Origin of the sequence: Luteibacter sp. 621 (genome assembly GCF_050435445.1) — a bacterium.
Lineage (GTDB): Bacteria > Pseudomonadota > Gammaproteobacteria > Xanthomonadales > Rhodanobacteraceae > Luteibacter.
The window spans coordinates 158,042-177,770 of the sequence record NZ_JBNDKI010000006.1 but is presented as its reverse complement, the minus strand read 5'-3'; the positions used below and the strand labels follow the sequence as shown (position 1 = coordinate 177,770).

The 19,729-nt window shown below is 65.3% G+C and carries 22 protein-coding genes and 1 tRNA gene; 14 read left to right on the top strand and 9 right to left on the bottom strand.

Annotation, left to right across the window (positions count from 1 at the left end):
* The first annotated feature begins 64 nt into the window (after positions 1-64).
* Genes ABIE56_RS09335 through ABIE56_RS09325 form a run of 3 tightly spaced genes read left to right on the top strand, consistent with a single transcriptional unit; the run spans position 65 to position 2,499 of the window.
* On the top strand, positions 65-352 hold the full coding sequence (locus ABIE56_RS09335; RefSeq protein ID WP_247433309.1) for a PepSY domain-containing protein: 288 nt from the start codon (positions 65-67) through the stop codon (positions 350-352).
* Positions 352-1,044, top strand: a complete 693-nt coding sequence (locus ABIE56_RS09330) for a response regulator transcription factor (protein WP_036115892.1) — start codon at positions 352-354, stop codon at positions 1,042-1,044. The genes ABIE56_RS09335 and ABIE56_RS09330 overlap by 1 nt, the downstream gene beginning before the upstream one ends.
* A 54-nt stretch (positions 1,045-1,098) precedes the next feature.
* Positions 1,099-2,499 (top strand): ATP-binding protein, encoded by a 1,401-nt coding sequence (locus tag ABIE56_RS09325; RefSeq protein WP_429243533.1) that lies wholly within the window; start codon positions 1,099-1,101, stop codon positions 2,497-2,499.
* 55 nt (positions 2,500-2,554) lie between these two features.
* On the opposite strand, the gene ABIE56_RS09320 is transcribed toward ABIE56_RS09325, so the two are convergent.
* Positions 2,555-3,277 carry a zinc-dependent peptidase gene (locus ABIE56_RS09320; RefSeq protein WP_429243532.1) on the bottom strand — a complete coding sequence of 241 codons (723 nt, stop codon included), beginning with the start codon at positions 3,275-3,277 and terminating at the stop codon, positions 2,555-2,557.
* Between the two features lie 44 nt (positions 3,278-3,321).
* Positions 3,322-3,672 carry a hypothetical protein gene (locus ABIE56_RS09315; protein ID WP_429243531.1) on the bottom strand — a complete coding sequence of 117 codons (351 nt, stop codon included), beginning with the start codon at positions 3,670-3,672 and terminating at the stop codon, positions 3,322-3,324.
* Positions 3,673-3,872: 200 nt separating this feature from the next.
* Here ABIE56_RS09315 and ABIE56_RS09310 point away from each other — a divergent pair, with 200 nt between their 5' ends.
* The 4 genes from ABIE56_RS09310 to ABIE56_RS09295 all read left to right on the top strand — a co-directional run bounded on the left by ABIE56_RS09310 (position 3,873) and on the right by ABIE56_RS09295 (position 6,618).
* Complete coding sequence (locus ABIE56_RS09310) at positions 3,873-4,853, top strand: biotin--[acetyl-CoA-carboxylase] ligase (protein WP_429243530.1); 981 nt, start codon at positions 3,873-3,875, stop codon at positions 4,851-4,853.
* Entirely contained in the window at positions 4,850-5,590 is a 741-nt protein-coding gene (locus tag ABIE56_RS09305) for a type III pantothenate kinase (protein ID WP_429243529.1), read from the top strand. The genes ABIE56_RS09310 and ABIE56_RS09305 overlap by 4 nt, the downstream gene beginning before the upstream one ends.
* 84 nt (positions 5,591-5,674) lie before the next feature.
* Entirely contained in the window at positions 5,675-6,526 is an 852-nt protein-coding gene (locus tag ABIE56_RS09300) for an SPOR domain-containing protein (protein ID WP_429243528.1), read from the top strand.
* A gap of 16 nt (positions 6,527-6,542) precedes the next feature.
* Positions 6,543-6,618 (top strand) — tRNA-Thr (locus ABIE56_RS09295).
* Between the two features lie 45 nt (positions 6,619-6,663).
* On the opposite strand, the gene ABIE56_RS09290 is transcribed toward ABIE56_RS09295, so the two are convergent.
* The gene (locus tag ABIE56_RS09290) at positions 6,664-7,044 is read right to left on the bottom strand and encodes a DUF6289 family protein (protein ID WP_429243527.1); all 381 of its coding nucleotides are present in this window, start codon (positions 7,042-7,044) and stop codon (positions 6,664-6,666) included.
* Between the two features lie 176 nt (positions 7,045-7,220).
* Positions 7,221-7,661: a helix-turn-helix domain-containing protein gene (locus tag ABIE56_RS09285; RefSeq protein WP_429243526.1), complete on the bottom strand. Its 441-nt coding sequence runs from the start codon at positions 7,659-7,661 to the stop codon at positions 7,221-7,223.
* 214 nt (positions 7,662-7,875) lie between these two features.
* On the opposite strand from ABIE56_RS09285, the gene ABIE56_RS09280 reads away from it, so the two are divergent.
* From ABIE56_RS09280 to ABIE56_RS09265, 4 genes are all read left to right on the top strand, one after another.
* Positions 7,876-8,268 (top strand): rhodanese-like domain-containing protein, encoded by a 393-nt coding sequence (locus tag ABIE56_RS09280; RefSeq protein ID WP_429243525.1) that lies wholly within the window; start codon positions 7,876-7,878, stop codon positions 8,266-8,268.
* Positions 8,269-8,276: 8 nt separating this feature from the next.
* Positions 8,277-9,197: an arginase gene (gene rocF / locus ABIE56_RS09275; protein WP_429243524.1), complete on the top strand. Its 921-nt coding sequence runs from the start codon at positions 8,277-8,279 to the stop codon at positions 9,195-9,197.
* Between the two features lie 96 nt (positions 9,198-9,293).
* Positions 9,294-10,661 carry a tryptophan--tRNA ligase gene (locus ABIE56_RS09270; RefSeq protein WP_429243523.1) on the top strand — a complete coding sequence of 456 codons (1,368 nt, stop codon included), beginning with the start codon at positions 9,294-9,296 and terminating at the stop codon, positions 10,659-10,661.
* Between the two features lie 4 nt (positions 10,662-10,665).
* Entirely contained in the window at positions 10,666-11,004 is a 339-nt protein-coding gene (locus ABIE56_RS09265) for a hypothetical protein (protein ID WP_429243522.1), read from the top strand.
* A 24-nt stretch (positions 11,005-11,028) separates the two neighbouring features.
* Here the strand turns inward: ABIE56_RS09265 and ABIE56_RS09260 are convergent, their stop codons facing one another.
* The 4 genes from ABIE56_RS09260 to pdhA all read right to left on the bottom strand — a co-directional run bounded on the left by ABIE56_RS09260 (position 11,029) and on the right by pdhA (position 15,141).
* Positions 11,029-11,496, bottom strand: coding sequence for a DUF1456 family protein (locus ABIE56_RS09260; protein ID WP_429243521.1), 468 nt, complete (start codon positions 11,494-11,496; stop codon positions 11,029-11,031).
* Positions 11,497-11,669: 173 nt separating this feature from the next.
* Entirely contained in the window at positions 11,670-13,055 is a 1,386-nt protein-coding gene (locus ABIE56_RS09255; RefSeq protein ID WP_429243520.1) for a dihydrolipoamide acetyltransferase family protein, read from the bottom strand.
* Positions 13,056-13,068: 13 nt separating this feature from the next.
* Positions 13,069-14,049, bottom strand: coding sequence for an alpha-ketoacid dehydrogenase subunit beta (locus ABIE56_RS09250; RefSeq protein WP_429243519.1), 981 nt, complete (start codon positions 14,047-14,049; stop codon positions 13,069-13,071).
* A 12-nt stretch (positions 14,050-14,061) separates the two neighbouring features.
* Entirely contained in the window at positions 14,062-15,141 is a 1,080-nt protein-coding gene (pdhA, locus tag ABIE56_RS09245) for a pyruvate dehydrogenase (acetyl-transferring) E1 component subunit alpha (RefSeq protein ID WP_429243518.1), read from the bottom strand.
* A 225-nt stretch (positions 15,142-15,366) separates the two neighbouring features.
* Here pdhA and ABIE56_RS09240 point away from each other — a divergent pair, with 225 nt between their 5' ends.
* Positions 15,367-16,215, top strand: coding sequence for a tryptophan 2,3-dioxygenase (locus ABIE56_RS09240; protein ID WP_429243517.1), 849 nt, complete (start codon positions 15,367-15,369; stop codon positions 16,213-16,215).
* Between the two features lie 216 nt (positions 16,216-16,431).
* The gene (locus ABIE56_RS09235) at positions 16,432-17,937 is read left to right on the top strand and encodes a peptide MFS transporter (protein WP_429243516.1); all 1,506 of its coding nucleotides are present in this window, start codon (positions 16,432-16,434) and stop codon (positions 17,935-17,937) included.
* 135 nt (positions 17,938-18,072) lie between these two features.
* Here the strand turns inward: ABIE56_RS09235 and ABIE56_RS09230 are convergent, their stop codons facing one another.
* On the bottom strand, positions 18,073-18,519 hold the full coding sequence (locus ABIE56_RS09230; protein ID WP_429243515.1) for a MarR family winged helix-turn-helix transcriptional regulator: 447 nt from the start codon (positions 18,517-18,519) through the stop codon (positions 18,073-18,075).
* Positions 18,520-18,608: 89 nt separating this feature from the next.
* Between ABIE56_RS09230 and hppD the strand changes: the two genes are divergently transcribed.
* Positions 18,609-19,697 carry a 4-hydroxyphenylpyruvate dioxygenase gene (gene hppD, locus ABIE56_RS09225; RefSeq protein ID WP_429243514.1) on the top strand — a complete coding sequence of 363 codons (1,089 nt, stop codon included), beginning with the start codon at positions 18,609-18,611 and terminating at the stop codon, positions 19,695-19,697.
* The last annotated feature ends 32 nt before the right edge of the window (positions 19,698-19,729 follow it).

The window sequence follows — 19,729 nt, the reverse complement described above, 5'->3', positions numbered from 1 at the left end:
GTTCAGCTTCAGGCGGGGCGGCGCTCGGCATGATCGGCCCGAATCGCATGCCACCGCGCCAGACATGAAAATCACGTTCCGTCCGCTAATTTTCGCCGCCATCTGTGCCGGCGCCCCTTTTGCCGCCCTGGCCCAGCAGTCGATGACGCTGGAACAGGCGGTAGCGAAGGTGCAGAAAGATACCGGGGGGAAGGTGCTTTCGGCGGACACCCGTCTGGTCGAGCGCGGCCGCATCACCGAATACCGGGTCAAGGTCCTCACACTGGACGGGCACGTGAAAGTGGTGCCCCTTCGAACCGAAACTGCCAAGCCCCTGGATGCTTCCGCCGGGGATAACAAGGAGAGACATTAATGCGAATCCTGCTCGTTGAGGACGAAGCCCCGCTGCGCGAAACCCTCGCGGCGCGCCTGAAGCGCGATGGCTTCGCCGTCGATGCCGCCCAGGATGGCGAAGAAGGCCTCTACCTTGGTCGCGAGGTCCCGTTCGATCTCGCCATCATCGACCTGGGCCTGCCCAAGCTTTCCGGCATGGACCTGGTCAAGGCCCTGCGCGAGCACGGCCAGCGCTACCCCATCCTGATCCTTACCGCCCGCGGTAGCTGGCAGGATAAGGTGGAAGGCCTGAAGCACGGCGCCGACGATTACCTGGTCAAGCCCTTCCACGTGGAAGAGCTGCTGGCCCGCATCAATGCCCTGGTCCGCCGCGCGAGCGGTTGGTCCAAGCCGGTGCTGGCCTGCGGCCCGATCAAGCTGGATACCACGGCCCAGACCGTGACCGTCGAAGGCCGCCAGGTGGACCTCACCAGCTACGAGTACAAGGTGCTTGAGTACCTGATGCTCCATGCTGGCGAGCTGGTCTCCAAGGCCGACCTCACCGAACACATCTACCAGCAGGATTTCGACCGCGATTCGAACGTGCTGGAAGTGTTTATCGGCCGCCTGCGCCGCAAGCTCGATCCGGAAAGCGCGCTCAAGCCCATCGAAACCGTGCGCGGCCGTGGCTACCGTTTCGCGATCCCGCGCAACGAAGCGGACGAAGACTGAGAGTATCGTGGCGGCGCGGCACGACGCCCGCCGCCATGAAGGTATTTGCGAAGCATGGACACCGCTTCTTCGACCAAACGCCGGCCCCTGTCGCTGGCCGCGCGTGCGGCGCTCGCCACCGGCTTTGCGCTGGCGGCGTTCCTTGGCCTGACCGGCCTCGCGCAGAACAAGGCAAACTACGCGTCCGAGCTGTCGGCCATGCACGACCGGCTGCACAACTACGCCATTGCCTATATCACCGGTACGGACATCACCCGTGCCGGCAAGGTCACCACGCCCGATAGCCAGCCCAACCCGGATTTCTCGCGGCCGAATTCCGGGTTGTACGCCATCATCATTGGCAACGACGGCTTCCGTTGGGAGTCGTCGTCGGCGGTCACGTCCACCATGGGGCGTGATTTCGATTTCGTGCGCATGCTCTCCCCGGGCGAAACCGCGTTCGAGCCGGTGGAAACCCGCAGCGGCAAGTTGTACGTCTTCAGCTACGGCGTCTCGCTGGATAGCACGGACAAGCGCAGCGTCCCGCTGACCTTTGCCGTGGCGCAAACCGAAGACCAGTTCGAGCGCCAGGTCGCCACCTACCGGCGTACGCAGTTCCTGTGGCTGGCCATGCTCGGCATGATGCTGATGCTGCTGCAGCTGTTCCTGCTGCGCTGGAGCCTGTTGCCGTTGCGCCGCGTATCCAGCGATCTGGCGCTGATCGAGCGCGGCACGCGCGATCATCTCGATGGCCCGTACCCGGTCGAGCTGACCGTCCTTACCCGCCGCCTCAATGCCTTTATCGACAGCGAACGCGAACAACGCACGCGTTACCGCGATACGCTGGCCGACCTAGCGCACAGCCTGAAGACGCCATTGGCCGTGATCCGCTCGCAGCTGGAAACGGATAATGACGCGCGCAGCCTGCGCGGCGATATCCTGGATCAGGTGCGCAAGATGGACGAGATCGTCGCGTACCAGCTTTCACGCGCAGCAACCTCGGGCCGGCGCACCATCGCATCGGAAGAGCCGATCGCCGGCCACGCGGAAGACCTGGTGCAGAGCCTGGAGAAGGTCTACGCCGCAAAGAACGTGCTGTGCGAATTCGAACTCGAAGATGGCGTGGCGTTCCCGGGCGAGCAGGGTGACTTGCTGGAGCTCATGGGTAACCTGGTCGAGAACGCCTTCAAGTGGGCCTCGCACCGCGTGCTGCTTACCGCACGGGCCAAGCGCCAGGGCAAGAGTGGCCGCAATGGCCTGGAGCTGATCGTGGAAGACGACGGCCCGGGCATTCCCGATGAGAAGATCGAAAAGATCCTTCAACGTGGCGTGCGTGGCGACGAAAAGGTGCAAGGCCACGGCATCGGCCTGTCGATCGTGCAGGACATCATCAAGGCCTACCAGGGCACGCTGCACGTTGACCATTCCGAAGAACTGGGCGGTGCCCGCTTCCGCGTAAACATCCCCCCCGCCTGAGCGACACTGCTGTTGTAGGAGCGCGCTTGCGCGCGATAGCCCGCTCGCGGCAACCCTACGGCGCAGGCGAGGGCCCATAAAAATCGGCCAACAACTTCGCCACCTTCGGCTCCGCCGCGCGCAGCACCGCGGGCTGCGAAAAATGCAGCTCGCTGGTCACCGCGAAAAACTCTTCCGGTGCCTCGGCGGCATACGGATCAATCGCCGTCTCGCGCCCACGCTCCACCTGTTTCACCTGGCGGTCGAACGCCGCCTGCATCGTGGCGATCCATTCGCGCCGGTTCATGCCGGCGAGCAAGGGAGGGACGCCGTTCACGGGCGCGGCGAGCATATCCAGCTTGTGCGCCATCTCGTGCACCACGACGTTGAAGCCATCCCAGGGCGCTTCGATATCCAGCTTTACATCCGCCAGCGAGAGCACCATGGGGCCGCGGTCCCACGCCTCGCCAATCAGCGTGTCATCGCGTTCGGTGACGACGCCGCTTTGCGCATCGCGATGATTGCGCCGCACGTTGAACTCGCCGGGGTACACCAGCACGTTGGTCCAGCCCTTGAAGGCTTTCGGCCCACGGGGCAGGGCAGGCAGGCTGGCCTGCATGGCGATCACCAGGGTCCAGAAGGCGTCGAGCTCGGCACCACCCAGGGCGTGGAAGCGCTTGGTGTGCAGGAACAGCGCGGTGAGCTGGCGCAGGTAGTGCAGGCGTGGCGCATCGAGCGCGCGGGCAAGCGGCACCCTGGCCACCGCCTCGTTCCAGCGCGCGTCATCGATGGGAGGCACTGGCGCACGAAAACGCGCCAGCCAGCGCTGCCAACCGCGAAAAATCAGAGCATGGACCCCGGGAGCAGCGACTGCCAGCTCGGTGCCGGTGCGCGGATGGGGGCCGGGCCATCGCGGTTCGCATCGTCGGGATCGACGGTGGGCGAGGAGGAAGCTGACGAGCCGCCGCTGGCGCGGTTGGCGTTGCCGGGACGCGTGGACATGACATCCCCGCCCGTGGCGCTGTCGTGGGGCGCACTTCCCTGCGAACGGCCTGCCGAGCCTTCAAACGACGACGACGCGGCCGCCCCGCCCATGGAAAACAGGCCGGCGGATGGGTCGATGTCAGAAGCGGCGGCGGTGCCGGTGGCACCGACGAGGCACAGACATCCGAAGATGTACGGTCTGGCGTTCATCGGTAAACCCCAAGGCCCCCGGACAATACGGGGGGACGACCGATCCTCGCAGAAAATTCACAGGGGCGCCAGTGTGGTTCGTCCGCGGTGGGGCTCATGGGCCGGGACCCGGGCGAAATCCTTTCGCCTGCCCTAGAATCAGCGGATGTCCCCGTTTCCTCTACCCCCGGCAGGGGCCGCCTGACGGCCCGACGGCACCCATGCTCGCACGCGACCTACTCGAAGCCCTTGCCGGCGGCGACGCCGTGTCCGGCGCCTCCCTGGCCCGCCAGGCCGGCGTGACCCGCGCCGCCGTCTGGAAACAGATGGAAGCCCTGCGCCTGAAAGGCGTGCCCGTCGAGGCCAAGGTGGGCGGCGGTTACCGCCTGCCGTGGCCGACCCAGCTGCTCGATGCCCAGGCCATCCGCGCCGCGTGCCCGCCAGCGGTCTTGCCGCATATCGGCATGCTCGAGGTGCATTGGGATATCGACTCCACCTCCAGCGAGCTGGCCCGGCGTAACCCGGTGCTGGACGACCTGGCCTTCGTGCTGGCCGAGACCCAGTCGGCCGGGCGCGGGCGCCGCGGACGCACCTGGCTGTCCCCCCCGGGCATGAACCTCTACCTCTCGGTGCTCAAGCGCTTCGATGGCGGCTTTGCATCGCTTTCCGGCTTGTCGCTGGCGGTCGGCGTGATGTTGCTTCGCGCGCTCGACGAGGTGGGTATCCGCACCGCCGGCCTGAAGTGGCCGAACGACGTGCTTGCCGGCAACGCCAAGCTGGCCGGCATTCTGGTCGAGCTCTCGGGCGAATATTCCGGTCCCTGCGCCGCCGTGATCGGTGTCGGCCTCAACATCCGCCTGCCCGATAGCCTGCACGAGCGCGCGGGCCAGCCGATTACCGATCTGGCCGCCTTGAGCGGCGGTCAGCCGCCGGATCGCAACCGCGTGGCAGCCGCCGTCATCAGTTCGCTCGCTGAAGGCCTGCGTTCGTTTGAGCGCCAGGGCTTTGCCGCGTTCGCGAAGGAATACGCCGCCAGCGATTTGCTCCACGGCCAGCCGCTGCGCGTGATCGATCCGCGCGGTGAATACCTCGCAACCGGCGAAGGCATTGATGAGCGCGGCGCACTGCGCGTGCGCAAGCCGGAAGGCGAGCTCGTCACGGTAGATAGCGCCGAGGTCTCTGTACGCAGGAGCGCGCCATGATCCTGCTGCTGGACCTGGGCAATACCCGCCTGAAGTTCGCCCTGTACGACGGCGGCGACTTCACCCATCGCGGCGCGTTCGGTTGGGATGCGGATATCGCCCATGAACTCGCCACGTTGTGGGCCGCCTGGCCGCGGCCCGATCGGGTGGTCGGCGCCTCGGTGGTGGATGGTGCGCGCGAAACGGCGGTGGCCGTGGCCGCCGGGAAAGTATTTGGGCGCGAGCCCACCTGGGTGCGTACGCCGGCGGAAGCCTGTGGCGTGCGCAACGCGTACGCCGAACCACAGCGCCTCGGTGTGGATCGTTTCCTCGCGCTCGTGGATGCGTGGGATGCGGGCAGGGCGCCCTGTGTGCTCGCCAGCGTCGGTACCGCCCTGACCCTGGATGCGCTGGATGCCGAAGGCCGCCACCTCGGCGGCTGGATCGCGCCCGGCCCGCTGCTTATGCAGCAGTCCGTGCTTGGCGCCACCGTGCAGGTGCGGCCGACCCAGGCCGGCGCCGTGCGCGACCTGGCCGACAATACCGCCGACGGCCTCGCCTCTGGCTGCTGGCAAGCCAGCGCGGCGCTGGTCGATCGGTTCGTTCGCCGGGCGGCCCCGCAGCTTGGCGGCGCGCCCAGTATTACGCTGGGGGGCGGCGATGCCGAGTTGCTGGCGCCTCTTCTGGAACATAGCGTCAGCATCGTTCCCGATGCCGTGCTACGTGGCCTTGCCGTCTGGGCCAGAACGCACGCCTGATCGCCCGAAAATCCCATAGAATCCAGTCGCTGCCGGTTCTTACAGGGGAACGCGCGCAGGCCCACTTCAACACGTAAGGCCACCATGCTGCTGCGTTTGCTGTTCGTACTGCTGATCGCCCTCAATATCGCGGTGGCCGCCTGGCTGTTGCTGGGCGAAAGCAGCACGCACGCCGTGGAGCCTTCGGATAAGGGCGTGCCCGAGCTGAAGCTGCTGACCGAGTTGCCGGTGGCCTCGAGCGCGGCGCCGGCAGGTTCGTCGAGCACTGCCGCGGTGGCTCCGCCGGCCGCGGTTTCGGCCGCTCGGGCCAGCGCTGGCGCTGCCATCGAAAAGCCAGCGACGCCTGTCGCCACGCCGCCGGTTAACGCTGCCGCCAATCCGGCACCGACGCCGCCGAAACCGGCGCAGGCGCCCGAGGCCGAAAAGACGGTGGCGGAAGCTCCCGCCCCACCGGCTACTGTCCCCACCAGCGCCAAGCGCAGCTACCGCTGCCTCGCCGTGGGCCCGTTCTCGACCCAGGTGGATCTGCGCACTGCGCGCACGACCCTGGCCGCGCGTACCGTCCGCAGCCGCCAGCGCCAGGAACAGACCACCGAATCGCACGGCTGGCGGGTGTTCCTGCCGGCGCAGGCGACGCGCGAGCAGGCGCTGGCCCAGGCCAAACGCCTGGAGGCCAAAGGCATCAAGGATTACTTCGTGGTCACCGCCCAGGGCGAGCTGCAGAACTCCGTGGCGCTGGGCTTGTTCCACGACCCCGCGAACGCCCGAAAGCGCCGCGATGAAGTGATCGCGTCGGGTTTCCCGGCCCGCATGAGCGAGCGCACCGAAACCACCCCGGTGTGGTGGCTGGATGTGGTCGTGCCCGACGATGCGGGCAACGACATCCGCCGTGCCATCCGCGCCCCCGCGACGGCTCGACCCACGGGCTGCTTCTGATAAACTCCCCGCCTTCGCCGGCATAGCTCAGTTGGTAGAGCAACCGCCTTGTAAGCGGTAGGTCCCCAGTTCGAATCCGGGTGCCGGCACCAGAATGACGAAAAAGCCCGCAGTGATGCGGGCTTTTTTTACATCGGCTACTGGTACACGAACACGGCGGGCGAATAGTTAGGCGCGAAGCCGCACGAATCGCCCTTGTTGGCGAGGACGGCGCAAGCCTGGTCTTGCGTGATCCCCGGAGGGAGGTGCGACCAAACGTCGGCAGGCTCCCAGCCAGATTGCTGATCACCTTCATACCCGGGATAGCACGGGTACGTCTGCGCGACCATGTAAGACGTCACCTCGCCGCCTTCGAAATGTTTGTTCTCGCAGCTCCAAAGCGACTGGCCGACGAAATTACCCGCAGCGTCGAAATACGCATACGAAGACATATCGCTGCGGGCTGCCATCGCCGGTGCGGCAACGCCGCCCGAGAGCACTACTGATACCACGCAAACGATCTTCATGAGAGAGCGCATGACATAGCCTCCTGCCCCGAGGGCAGCCTTGTAGTTGATTTACTTCCCCTGCTGGCGGGCGCCAGCCACTAAAGGCTAATCGGGATTCGCGAACTGAGAATGCGATCCAGTGCGCGCAATCGGCCGCAATAACGTGCGGTTGTGTAAGGCTTTCCCTACACATCTTCGGTTCCAGATCACCCCATGCGTTGCCACTTGTTTCCGTCCTCGCGGAACGTGAGTCGATCCTCGTGTTTCACGGCATCATCGATATTGATCTCGTCGATGGCTTTGCGAATGGTGGCGTGGCCATTGCAGAAGCCGAGCACAATAAGTCGCAGCAATTTTTCAGACGGGCGTGGCATGGCAGATCGGTCCTTCTCCCACATGGCAACCGACTGCACGCCGATTCCGATGAGCACAGCGAGCGATTCCTGTGAGAGCTCCATATGTTTGCGGAGAAAGCGGATCTCGGTGCCGCTCAGTGCCGAAGACTTCGTGACCAATGCGGTGGCGATTGCCTTGCTGAGCCCCGGAATGTCCGCGATCGCGACTGTCGGGCCGTACGGACTATCACCGTATCGGTAGCCGTTTGCGAGCCAGATATTGCTGAGTCCGCTGGTGAGGTAGTGATGCATAGTTACGATACCCAAAAGGCAGTGATAACGAGAACGTGCGGTTCGAGCGGCACAGTCCGAACGTGAAGGACAGTAGCCTATAAAAATTATAGTTTTCAAAAGAGCGGCGCAGACCAGGCTTCGATGTAGGGCAAAGGCGGCTGCGCATGTAGTCCGGCCGCCGGCCTGCCGCACTGCAACGTGGCTGTGACACCCCCCGGTGTAAACTTGCGGAATGAGAACTTTCCGCGTGTCGTTGGTGTGCGCCCTGTTTTCCCTGCCGTTCGCGGTGTGGGCGCAGGATGTCTCCCGCGATGAACTCGCGGGGCGGATGGCCTCGCACGATGCCCCTGCGCTGCTGGATGTGCGCACGCCGGCCGAATACCGCGAGGGCCACCTTGCTGGCGCTCTCAACGTCCCGGTAGACGAGGTGGCTGCCCGTAACGGCGCCCTGGGCGTCAAGCGCGACCAGGAACTGGTCATCTACTGCAAATCGGGCAAGCGCGCCGCGCGTGCCCGCGACACCCTGCAATCCCTGGGCTACACCAACGTGCACCTGCTGGAAGGCAGCGCCGATGCATGGCGCGCCGATGGCCGCCCCCTGGTGCACGAAAGCCCCAACCACTGAGCCTGACCATGAGCCCTACCACCCGTTCGGTCGCCCTTGTTGGCGTCCCCACCGATATCGGCGCCGGCCACCGCGGCAGCTCCATGGGCCCGGAAGCCCTGCGCGTTGCCCGGCTGGCCGAGCGCCTGTCCAAGCGCGGCATGGTCGTGGTCGACCGCGGCAACGTCTCTGGCCCGCTGAACCCCTGGCAGCCGCCCACCAACGGCTACCGCCACCTGCCGGAGGCCGTGGCATGGAATACGGCCACCCACGAGGCGATCTACGGGGCGCTCAGCGATGGCCACCTGCCGATCATGCTGGGTGGCGACCACTGCCTGGCCATCGGCTCGATCTCGGCTGTCGCCCGGCATTGCCGCGAGAAGGGCAAGAAGCTGCGCGTGCTGTGGCTGGATGCGCATGCCGACTTCAACACCAGCAACATCACCCCCTCGGGCAACATCCACGGCATGCCGGTCGCCTGCCTGTGTGGCCACGGCCCGGATGAGCTCACCCGCATTGGCGGCACCGTGCCGGCCATTTCGCCCGATGTGATCCGCCAGATCGGCATCCGCTCGGTGGATGAGGGCGAAAAGCGCCTGGTCCACGAGGTGGGCATCGATATCTACGATATGCGCTACATCGACGAAATCGGCATCAAGGCGGCCATGGAAGAGGCGCTGGCCGATGTGGACGACGATACCCACCTGCACGTCAGCTTCGACGTGGATTTCCTCGACCCGACCATCGCCCCCGGCGTGGGCACCACCGTCCGTGGCGGCCCGAATTACCGCGAAGCCCAGCTGGTGATGGAGATGATCGCCGATACGGGGCGGGTGGGCTCGCTGGATATCGTGGAGTTGAACCCGGCGTTTGATAAGCGGAACCAGACGGCGAAGCTGGCGGTGGAGCTGGTGGAGTCGCTGTTTGGTAAGTCGACGTTGATGCGGTAACCCCCTTGCGGCACCGTGCCGCAGGGTGGGGTCGCCCGGGGTGGGGCCTGCGGGCTACACTCAAACGGTTTTCATCCGTTTCGTATCAAGGCCCCCATGCGTACCCGTGTCCTTACCGGTATCACCACCACCGGCACGCCCCACCTCGGCAACTATGCCGGGGCGATTCGTCCCGCCATCGTCGTCAGCAGGGATCCCAACGTGGATGCCTTCTATTTCATGGCTGACTACCACGCGCTGATCAAGGCCGATGACGCCGATCGCGTGGCCGCGTCGCGCATGAAGATCACCGCGACCTGGCTGGCCGGCGGCCTCGATCCGAACACCGCCACGATCTACCGTCAGTCCGATATCCCGGAAGTGCCGGAACTGATGTGGCTGCTGACGTGTGTCACTGCCAAGGGCCTGCTTAACCGCGCCCATGCCTACAAGGCGGCGGTGGACAAGAACGTGGCCGAGCAGGAAGACGCCGATGCCGGCGTGACAGCGGGCCTCTACATGTATCCCGTGCTGATGGCGGCCGACATCCTGGCGTTCAACGCCAACAAGGTGCCGGTGGGCCGCGACCAGATCCAGCACATCGAGATGGCGCGCGATATTGCGCAGCGCTTCAACCACATCTACGGTCGCGATTACTTCGTGCTGCCGGAAGTGCAGATCGAAGAGCAGGTCGCCACGTTGCCGGGCCTCGATGGCCGCAAGATGTCCAAGAGCTACGACAACACCATTCCGCTGTTCGATGGCGGCTCCAAGGCGCTGCGCGAGGCGATCATGAAGATCGTCACCGATTCGCGCGCCCCGGGCGAGCCGAAAGACACGGACGATTCGGCGCTCTTCACCATCTTCAAGGCGTTTGCCTCGCCGGCGGAAACCGCGGCGTTCGCCGACGCACTGCACGGCGGCATTGGCTGGGGCGAAGCGAAGCAAGTGCTGTTCGAGCGGATCGAAGCCGACGTGGCACCGATGCGCGAGCGCTACGACTCGCTGATGTCGCGCCCGGACGATATGGAGGACATCCTGCTTGCCGGTGCCGCGAAGGCGCGTGCCATTGCCGTGCCGCTGCTGGAACAGCTGCGTGATGCCGTAGGCCTGCGCACGTTCCGTCCCGCGGTGAAGGCTGAGCCCGTCACCGAGAAGGCCTCTGCGAAGGCGAAGCCGCCGCGCTTTGCCAGCTTCCGCGAAGCCGATGGCAGCTTCCGTTTCCGCCTGTTCGGTGCGGATGGCGAAGAGCTGCTGCTGTCGGTGCCGTTTGCGGATCCGAAGGCCGCCGGGCAGGTGCGCCAGGCGCTTTCCACCGTCGGCGGTTCGGCCGCCACGATCGAATCGCAGGGTGATCACGTCGCGCTGTCCATCGATGGCCAGGTGGTCGCCAACGGCGCCCCCTATCCCGATGAAGTGGCGCGTGCCACGGCCGTCCTGCGCCTGCGTTCAGCGCTGGACGCACTGGCCGCCGACCAGGAGTAAGCCCATGCGCTACCTTGCACTGACGTTGCTGGCGCCCTGGCTCATCGTGCTCGGCTGGGCGTATTGGGCTTATCCGAAATCGTTGCCACGCCGCTTCGCGCGGCGTGCCTTCGATGCGCTGGCATTGGTTGCGGCCGTCGTCCTTTCGATCCAGGCGGCATTGATCGCGTACGACGCCGTCGAACTACCGGCAGCCGATCAGTTCGGACCGAAGAGCGGCGCCATCTGGCAGCAGGTGGTGCCGGCGTTGTACGGCTATGGCGCGTTCGTCGCCGTACTCGCGGTGGCGTTGATCATCCGCCACGTCATCTGGAACCCGCGCAAACGCAGCCGCCCCGTGTAGGAGCGCGGGTGCGGCCCCTGGGGCTTATTTGCCGCGCAGGCGCAGCGTCAGGCCCTTAAGAAAATTGCGCAGGAACTGATCGCCGCAGAGGCGGAAGTTGCTGTGCTTGGGCTGCCGGAAGAGGGCGTTCACTTCGCCGCGGGATACGCGGAAGCCAGCCTCGCCCATGATCGCGAGAATGTCGTCTTCCTTCAGTTCGAAGGCGACGCGCAACTTCTTCAGTACGGTGTTGTTGTTGATCCGGGTTTCGACCGGGCGTGGCGGCTGGCTTTCATCGCGGCCACGGCGGTGGATGATCAGGCCATCGAGGAAGTGGGCCATGGCCGTGTCGGGCATGGCGGCGAAGCCGGGATCTTCTTCGTCTTTCTTCAGCCAGGCCTCGACCTCTTCGCGGGTGGCCTTGAAGCCGGTGAGCGCAAGGATATCGACGACGTGCACGTCGCCCAGGTCGAGCATGTAGCGGATGCTACGGAGGGTATCGTTGTTAAGCATGGCGCCAAGGATACCGCCAAATGCCCCAAACCACGGCGATACGCTCGTGTAGGAGCGCGCTTGCGCGCGATCCACGGTTGCGGCTAGCACCCATCGCGCGCAAGCCCGCTCCTACAAAAGCAGAACGCCGCCCTTCGGGGGCGGCGTTCCGAATACAGCTGAACAACCAGGGCTTAGTTCGGCAGGCCCAGGTCGTCGATCATGGCCTTCAGGAAGCGCGCAGCCTCACCACCGGTGGCGGCGCGGTGATCGAAGGTGAGCGACAGCGGCATGCGGCGGTGCACTTCGATACCGCCCATCACGGCGACCACATCGTGGCTGAGCTTGCCGGCGCCGATGATGGCGACGGTGGGCGGCACGACGACCGGGGTGGCGTAACGGCCGGCAAACATGCCGAAGTTGCTCAGGCTGATGGTGTAGCCGGAGAGCTCCGATGCCGGGATGCTGCGGTCTTCCACCGAGGTGCGCAGGCGCTTGATCGCGGCACGAATGCCCGCCCCGTCCAGCACATCGGCGTTGCGCAGGGCCGGGACGAACAGGCCGTCTTCGGTATCCACGGCAATGCCGATATCCACGTGCGGGTGCAGCGTGCGGGTCAGGTCCTTGCCGTTGAACCAGGCGTTGAGCGCCGGCACGGTCTTGCACGCCACCACGATCGCGCGGATCAGGCGGGCGGTGATGTCCTGCTTGCCGATCCAGGCGTGCAGGTCAGCATCGTCCACCAGGGTGGTCGGCACGACCTGGGCGTGGGCATCGGCCATCACGCGCGCCATGTTGCGGCGAACGCCCTTCAGCTGTTCCGGCTGGCCCATCGCTTCCTTGCCCGGGGGCGCGGTGCGGACGGCCTTGCCGGCCAGCGACACCGGCGTGCGGGTCGGGGCGGGGCCCGGCTCCGGCAGCGTCGGTGCCAGGTGCTGCGCCGCGGCCGGGCGCGCCGGGGCGGCACCCACGGCGGCGCTGCCGTTGGCGGCGGCGTTCTTCACATCCTGCATGGTGATGACACCACCGGCGCCGGTCGGCTGCACGCGGGTGAGGTCAACCTTGAGCTTTTTCGCAGCCGCACGCACGGCCGGGACGGCCTTCACGCCACCGGCGCTGGAGACCTGTTCGGTGTGCACGGCGTTGCCGCTGACCATGGCACCGACAACGGTGCCTTCGTCTTCGCGATCGGCGGAGGCCTTCGGCGGATCGATCTCGCCGCCGTCATCGGAGGCGACCACCTTCGACGGATCATCGGTGGCCGGCGAGCCGACGCCCTTCTTCGGGCCATGGTGATGGCCGGTCGATTCGGCTTCGGCGCGCTGGCGTGCGTTCGGGTCGATTTCGAAATCGGCCAGGGCAGCGCCGGTTTCGATGATGTCACCGGTGGCACCGTGCAGCTTCTTCACGGTGCCGGAGTAGGGCGAGGGCACGTCGACGACGGCCTTCGCGGTTTCCATCGATACCAGCGGGGCATCGAGCTTGATCGTGTCGCCTTCCTTGACGTGCCATTCCACGACGGTCGCGTCGGGCAGGCCTTCGCCGAGGTCCGGCAGGAAAAAGGTCTTGATATCGGCCATGGGGATAGGTTCCTCAGGATGCCGCGAGCGTGCGCTCGGCGGCCTCGACAATGCGTTCAACGCTGGGCAGGTACTTCATTTCCAGGCGGAACAGCGGGATGTGGGTATCGAAGCCGGTCACGCGCTCGACCGGGGCGAGCAGGCTGTACAGGCACTCCTCGGACAGGCGGGCGGCGATTTCGGCACCGAAACCGGCGGTCTTCGGCGCTTCGTGCACGATGACGCAACGGCCGGTCTTGGTCACCGATTCGGCGATCGTGTCGAAATCGAGCGGGGTGAGCGTGGCGACATCGATGACTTCGGCGCTGATGCCCTTCTGGGCCAGCTCATCGGCGGCTTCCAGGCATTCCTTCACCTGCGCGCCCCAGGTCACCAGGGTCACGTCGGTGCCATCGCGCAGCACGAAGCACACATCGAGCGGCAGTGCCTCGCCGTCATCGGGCACTTCTTCCTTGTACTGGCGGTAGATGCGCTTGGGCTCGAAGAAGATCACCGGATCCGGATCGCGAATGGCGGCGAGAAGCAGGCCGTAGGCACGCGCCGGCGACGACGGCATGACCACGCGCAGGCCCGGGATGTTGGTGAACAGGTGTTCGTTTGCCTCGGAGTGATGCTCCGGCGCACGGATGCCGCCGCCCCACGGGGCGCGCCACACGGCGGGAACGGTCATGCGGCCACGCGTGCGGTTACGCATGCGGGCGGCGTGGCAGGCGATGTGCTCCATCATCGGGTAGATGAAGCCTTCGAACTGCGCTTCGGCAACCGGCTTCATGCCCTGCACGGCCAGGCCGATGGTGAGGCCGGCGATGGTGCCTTCGTCCAGCGGCGTGTCGATGACGCGCTCTTCGCCGAACTGTTCCTGCAGGCCCTGGGTGGCGCGGAACACGCCGCCGTTGACGCCCACGTCCTCGCCCAGCACCACGACGCTATCGTCGTTGCGCATTTCGTAGGCAAGCGCCTGGGTCACCGCTTCAATAAGAGTGATTTGTGCCATGGGAAGAATTCCTTACGACTTGCGATCGAGGGAAGCGACCAGCTCGCGCTGTGCTTCGAGGTCGGCCGGGACTTCGGCGTACAGGTAATCGAACATGGCCGTTGCCGGCTGGTTCTTCGTTTCCAGGTACGCGTTCACTTCGTTGTCCATCCAGTCGTCGCACTCGGCCTTCCAGGCCTCTTCCTTCGCATCGTCCCACTTGCCCTTGGCTTCGAGCCACTTGCGCAGGCGCGGCACCGGGTCACGTTCCCAGGCGTCCTTCACTTCCTGCTCGCCACGGTAGCGGCGTGCATCGTCGGCGGTGGTGTGGTCGCCCAGGCGGTAGGTCACCGCCTCGATCACCGAGCCACCCTGGCCGGAACGGGCGCGCTCGAGCGCGTCTTCCATGGCCTTGCGCACGGCGATGATGTCGTTGCCATCCACCTGGATGCAGAACAGACCGGCCGCGATGCCCTTCTGGGCAAGCGTGCCGGAACCGCTCTGGATACGGCGGGGGACCGAAATGGCCCACTGGTTGTTCACGATCACGGCGACCAGCGGCAGCTGCTGCGCGCCGGCCACGTTAATGGCGCCGTAGAAGTCACCCTTCGACGAGCCGCCATCACCGATGGTGCACACGGCCACGCGCGGCTCCTTGCGGATCTTGAACGCCAGCGCCGAACCGGCGGCGTGCAGGCACTGGGTGCCGATCGGCACGCACCAGGCGAAATCGTGGGCCGGGGCATCCTTGAAATCGTTACCGCGCTCGTCACCACCCCAGTAGGTGTAGACCTCGCGCGGCTTCACGCCGCGGTACAGCTGGGCGCCGTACTCGCGGTACGACACGGCCAGCGAATCCTCGCGGCGCATGGCGCTACCGATACCCACGTGCGCGGCCTCGTGGCCCAGGCAAGAGGCGTAGGTGCCCAGCTTGCCGGTGCGCTGCAGCGCGATCGACTTGGCGTCGAATACGCGGGTGGAAACCATCAGCTTGTAGAGCTCGACCATGTGGTCGAGATCCTTGGCGAATGCGGGCATTTCCTTGCCGGTTTCCTTGCCATCCTGGTCAAGGTACTGCAGGTATTCAATTTCAAACTTGGCGGCGATGGACACGACTCGCTCCCAGGGGAAGGTTAGAAACGACACGCACGATTGGGGAAGCGGACGGGCCCATCCAGCGGGGCGCGAGCGGCTTATCAGGTCTTGCGAGCCGGACTAGATATCAGGGGTATTATGGCCCGGCAAGGCACGCCGCAGCATGACCCGGCCCCTACTTGGCTCAGAAACGGCTCAGTGGCGCGGTTCGCGCGCCATCCACCCATTATGTGAAGACAGTCCATGGCCCACCCGCAGCGCGACCTCGAACCCGGCATCCGCACCGATCTGGACGGGCGGCTGACCTATGGCGAGTACCTCCGGCTGGACCAGGTGCTCAGCGCCCAGCACCCGCTGAGCGAGCCGCAGCACCACGACGAAATGCTGTTCATCATCCAGCACCAGACCTCCGAGCTGTGGCTGAAGCTGATGATTCACGAGCTGGATGCCGCACTGGCGCGCCTGCGCGCCGATGACCTGGGCGGCACCCAGAAAGTGCTTGCCCGGGTCAAGCAGATCCAGCGCCAGCTTTACGAACAGTGGGGCGTGCTGGAAACGCTGACCCCGGCCGAATACCTGCAATTCCGCGATGTCCTGGGGCCGTCTTCGGGGTTCCAGTCGCTGCAATACCGCATCGTGGAATTCCTGCTGGGCAACAAGCACGCCGACATGCTCAAGGTGTTCGAGCACGATGCGGCCGATTACGCGCGCCTTCGTGCGGTCTTCGACGCGCCTGGCCTGTATGACGAATACCTGCGTTTTCTCGCGCGCCGTGGCCATCCCATTCCGGTGGAGATCCTCGACCGCGATGTCACCCAGCCCTGGCACAGCCAGCCGGCGCTGCTGCCGATTTTCAAGCGGATTTACGAGGACACGGCGGCGTACTGGTCCGAATACCACCTGAGCGAACTGCTGGTGGATATCGAGGAAAACTTCCAGCTGTGGCGGTTCCGCCATATGAAAACCGTGGAGCGGATTATCGGCTTCCGGCCGGGCACCGGCGGTTCTTCCGGGGTGGCGTTCCTGCGCAAGGCACTGGAACAGAGCTTCTTCCCCGAGCTGATCGAAGTCCGCACCATCCTCGGCACCTGACGCCGCCGCCGTGCTCTTGGACGCCGCCGTGCTCTTGTAGGAGCGCGCTTGCGCGCGATCGGGTGCTGGCGAAGATCTCACTGCGGGGCGAGCACCCCATCGCACGCAAGCGCGCTCCTGCAGGGCCTCGTTTCGAGGGCGTGTTGCGGTCGCAATATTTGACGTCGTGGGCCGGTCCAGCTAAACACGCTCATCGATTCACCGCCAAGGGAAGCCATGACTTCAACCGCCCCCAGCCAGGCACAGCCCGTGCCCGATTACCCGCAGATCATGGGCCACCCGCGTCCGTTGTGGATGTTGTTCATGACGGAATTCTGGGAGCGCTTCGCGTTCTACGGCATGCGCTGGGCGCTGGCCCTGTACATCGTGGCCGAATTCTTCCATGGCGATGCATCCGGCCAGGGCTACGCCAGCCGCACCTATGGCGCGTACCTGGCGCTGGTCTATGCCTCGGCGATTTTCGGCGGTTACGTTGCCGATCGGATCCTTGGCTACCAGCGCTCCATCCTGGTCGGCGCGGCGGTGATGGGCCTGGGCCTGTTCATGGTGATGGTGCCGCAGCAGGATATTTTCCTGGCCGGTCTGGCCACGGTCATCGTTGGCAACGGCCTGTTCAAGCCGAACATTTCGTCGCTGGTGGGACAGATCTACCCGGTGGGCGATGATCGCCGCGATCGTGGCTTCACCCTGTTCTACATGGGTATCAACCTGGGTGGCTTCCTGGCTCCGCTGGTCACCGGCTGGATCGCTTCGGTCATGACCGATACGCCGCTCCAGGAGAATTACCGCGCCGTGTTTGCCTCTACCGGCATCGGCATGGTCATCTGCTTTATCTGGTTCCTGGTCGGCCGCAAGCAGCTGAAGGGCGTAGGCGTGCCGCCGCCGGAACGGCATGAGGGCAAGAGCCTCCTGGCCGTCATCATTGGCATTGTCATCGCGGTGCCGCTGGTCTACCTGCTCATGGCCAAGGCCGGTGCCATTTTCATTGCCTGGCTGCTTGGCGCGTTGTTTGTGGGTGTCGCGGCCATGCTCGTGATCGAGGCCGTGCGCCACGACACGATCCAGATTCACCGCGTCATCGCGATGCTGGTGCTGTTCGCGTTCAACGTGCTGTTCTGGATGTTCTTCGAGCAGGCAGGTAGTTCGTTCAACTTCCTGGCGCAGAACCTGGTTGATCGCCTTATGTTCGGCTGGGAGTTCCCGGTTGGCTGGTTCCAGTCGGTGAACTCCGCCGCCATCCTGGTGTTCGCGCCGCCGGTGGCGATCGTCTGGGCATGGCTGGCCAAGCGCCGCGCTGAGCCGTCTATCCCCCGCAAGTTCGGCCTGGGCCTGATTTTCAACGCCCTGGGCTTCCTGGTGCTCATGTACGCGCTGAAGAGCCTGGTGGACGGCCGTGGCCTGATCCCGTTCTGGCCGCTGGCCGCGTGCTACGTGGCGCAGACCATCGGCGAGCTGTGCCTGTCGCCGATCGGCCTTTCCATGGTGACCAAGCTCGCGCCGCTGCGCGTGGTGGGCCTGGCCATGGGCGGCTGGTTCCTCTCCACCGCCATCGGCAACAACCTTTCCGGCCTGCTGGCGGGCCACATCAGCGGCGAAAGCGGCATGACCGTCGGCTCGGCGCTGTCCGGCTTCACGTTCAGCTTCGAGCTGCTGATCGGCGCCGGCATCGTGCTGTTCCTGATCGCCCCGCTGATCAACCGGCTGATGCACGGGATCAAGTAAGCCGGCGTCACCGGCGCAAGCGCTTTTTGTAGGAGCGGGGGGGGGGGGGGGGGGGGGGGGGGGGGGGGGGCCCCCCCCCCCCCCCCCCCCCCCCCCCCCCCCCCCCCCCCCCCCGCTCCTACAGGTTAGAGGTGCTTAACCCAGCAGCTTGTCCAGGATCTTCTCCAACCAGGCTTTTTCGTCCTCGCTGAGCTTTTCCAGCAGCTCGCGCTCATGCGCACGGGCCAGCGGGGCGACCTCGTCGTGGATCGCCCAACCGGCGTCGGAGAGCTGCAGCACCGAGCGGCGCTTGTCGCCATCGTAGGTGCCACGGTCTACCCGGCCGGCCTCGACCAGCCGGGCCACGGCGCGGCTTACCGCCACCTTGTCCATGCGGGTGCGCTCCACCACCTGGGTCGCCGAACTGGCCGGGAACCGGGCCAGGATCGTCATCACGCGCCATTCCGTCATGCTGAGCTGGAATCGGCCCTGGTACTCGTCAGCGATGGACTGGCTGACGGTGTTGGAGAGGATCGACAGGCGATAGGGCAGGAAGTGTTCCAGCTCCAGTGGGGCGTGGGCGGGAATGGGTTCGAGGGTCATGCTGCGCCGATCCTTGCAAATGGTTACAAGTGAAACTATAAGGTGGCGGTAGACGGCGCAAGCCGTGCCCGCAGCCAGGAGTATCGCTTATGAGCGCCCAGCCCAATATCGGTATGGAAGTCACCACGTTCGAAAACCCCCAGGGTGTGGATGGCTTCGAGTTCGTTGAGTTTGCCGCGCCGGACGCGAAGCTGCTCCACGACCTGTTCCCCCGCCTCGGCTTTACCGCCGTGGCCAAGCATAAGTCGAAGCACATCACGCTCTACCGCCAGGGCGAGTGCAACTTCCTCGTGAACGAGGAGCCGAACTCGTTTGCGGCCGATTTCGTGTCGAAGCACGGCCCCTCGGCCTGTGGCTTCGCCATCCGCTTCAACCGCCCCGCGACCGACGTGCAGGCCACCGCGCTGTCGAACGGCGCCGAGAAGCTGGCCACCCTGACCGATACCCTCGCGCTGAACGTGCCCACCATCAAGGGCATTGGCGATGCGTGCCTGTACCTGATCGACCAGTACGGCGCCAAGGGTGACTGTTTCGAGGCCGAGTACGATTTCTTCCCGGGCGTGGACCGTCACCCGAAGGGCTTTGGCCTCACCTTTATCGACCACCTGACCCACAACCTGCACTTCGGCAACATGCAGAAGTGGTCGGATTACTACGAGCGCCTGTTCAACTTCCGCGAGATCCGCTACTTCGACATCAAGGGCGCGAAGACCGGCCTGGTGTCCAAGGCGATGACCGCGCCGGATGGCATGGTCCGCATTCCGCTCAATGAATCGTCGGACGAGAAGTCGCAGATCAACGAGTACATCCGCGAGTACAACGGCGAAGGCATCCAGCACATCGCGCTGTTCACCGACAACATCTATGACTCGGTGGAAGCGATGCGCGCGCAGAACGTCGCCTTCCTCGATACGCCGGATACGTACTTCGAAGTGATCGATATCCGTATCCCGGAGCACGGCGAAGACGTGCCGCGCCTGCAGAAGAACAAGCTGCTGATCGATGCGGACCCGGAGACCAAGAAGAAGCTGCTGCTGCAGATCTTCACCCAGAACAACATCGGCCCGATCTTCTTCGAGATCATCCAGCGCAAGGGCAACGAAGGCTTCGGCAACGGCAACTTCCAGGCCCTGTTCGAATCGATCGAGCGCGACCAGGAACGCCGCGGCGTCCTGTAACACGTTCGCCGAACCCCTGCAGGAGCGCGCTT

Excerpts from the sequence above, each read along its gene's own strand:
- ABIE56_RS09330 (WP_036115892.1), top strand. The coding sequence starts at position 352 with ATGCGAATCCTGCTCGTTGAGGACGAAGCCCCGCTGCGCGAAACCCTC.
- ABIE56_RS09230 (WP_429243515.1), bottom strand. The coding sequence starts at position 18,519 with ATGACCCTCGAACCCATTCCCGCCCACGCCCCACTGGAGCTGGAACAC.
- ABIE56_RS09270 (WP_429243523.1), top strand. The coding sequence starts at position 9,294 with ATGCGTACCCGTGTCCTTACCGGTATCACCACCACCGGCACGCCCCAC.
- ABIE56_RS09305 (WP_429243529.1), top strand. The coding sequence starts at position 4,850 with ATGATCCTGCTGCTGGACCTGGGCAATACCCGCCTGAAGTTCGCCCTG.
- ABIE56_RS09290 (WP_429243527.1), bottom strand. The coding sequence starts at position 7,044 with ATGCGCTCTCTCATGAAGATCGTTTGCGTGGTATCAGTAGTGCTCTCG.
- ABIE56_RS09300 (WP_429243528.1), top strand. The coding sequence starts at position 5,675 with ATGCTGCTGCGTTTGCTGTTCGTACTGCTGATCGCCCTCAATATCGCG.
- ABIE56_RS09335 (WP_247433309.1), top strand. The coding sequence starts at position 65 with ATGAAAATCACGTTCCGTCCGCTAATTTTCGCCGCCATCTGTGCCGGC.
- ABIE56_RS09265 (WP_429243522.1), top strand. The coding sequence starts at position 10,666 with ATGCGCTACCTTGCACTGACGTTGCTGGCGCCCTGGCTCATCGTGCTC.
- ABIE56_RS09280 (WP_429243525.1), top strand. The coding sequence starts at position 7,876 with ATGAGAACTTTCCGCGTGTCGTTGGTGTGCGCCCTGTTTTCCCTGCCG.
- ABIE56_RS09325 (WP_429243533.1), top strand. The coding sequence starts at position 1,099 with ATGGACACCGCTTCTTCGACCAAACGCCGGCCCCTGTCGCTGGCCGCG.
- ABIE56_RS09315 (WP_429243531.1), bottom strand. The coding sequence starts at position 3,672 with ATGAACGCCAGACCGTACATCTTCGGATGTCTGTGCCTCGTCGGTGCC.
- ABIE56_RS09250 (WP_429243519.1), bottom strand. The coding sequence starts at position 14,049 with ATGGCACAAATCACTCTTATTGAAGCGGTGACCCAGGCGCTTGCCTAC.
- ABIE56_RS09255 (WP_429243520.1), bottom strand. The coding sequence starts at position 13,055 with ATGGCCGATATCAAGACCTTTTTCCTGCCGGACCTCGGCGAAGGCCTG.
- ABIE56_RS09240 (WP_429243517.1), top strand. The coding sequence starts at position 15,367 with ATGGCCCACCCGCAGCGCGACCTCGAACCCGGCATCCGCACCGATCTG.
- ABIE56_RS09285 (WP_429243526.1), bottom strand. The coding sequence starts at position 7,661 with ATGCATCACTACCTCACCAGCGGACTCAGCAATATCTGGCTCGCAAAC.
- ABIE56_RS09260 (WP_429243521.1), bottom strand. The coding sequence starts at position 11,496 with ATGCTTAACAACGATACCCTCCGTAGCATCCGCTACATGCTCGACCTG.
- hppD (WP_429243514.1), top strand. The coding sequence starts at position 18,609 with ATGAGCGCCCAGCCCAATATCGGTATGGAAGTCACCACGTTCGAAAAC.
- rocF (WP_429243524.1), top strand. The coding sequence starts at position 8,277 with ATGAGCCCTACCACCCGTTCGGTCGCCCTTGTTGGCGTCCCCACCGAT.
- ABIE56_RS09310 (WP_429243530.1), top strand. The coding sequence starts at position 3,873 with ATGCTCGCACGCGACCTACTCGAAGCCCTTGCCGGCGGCGACGCCGTG.
- ABIE56_RS09235 (WP_429243516.1), top strand. The coding sequence starts at position 16,432 with ATGACTTCAACCGCCCCCAGCCAGGCACAGCCCGTGCCCGATTACCCG.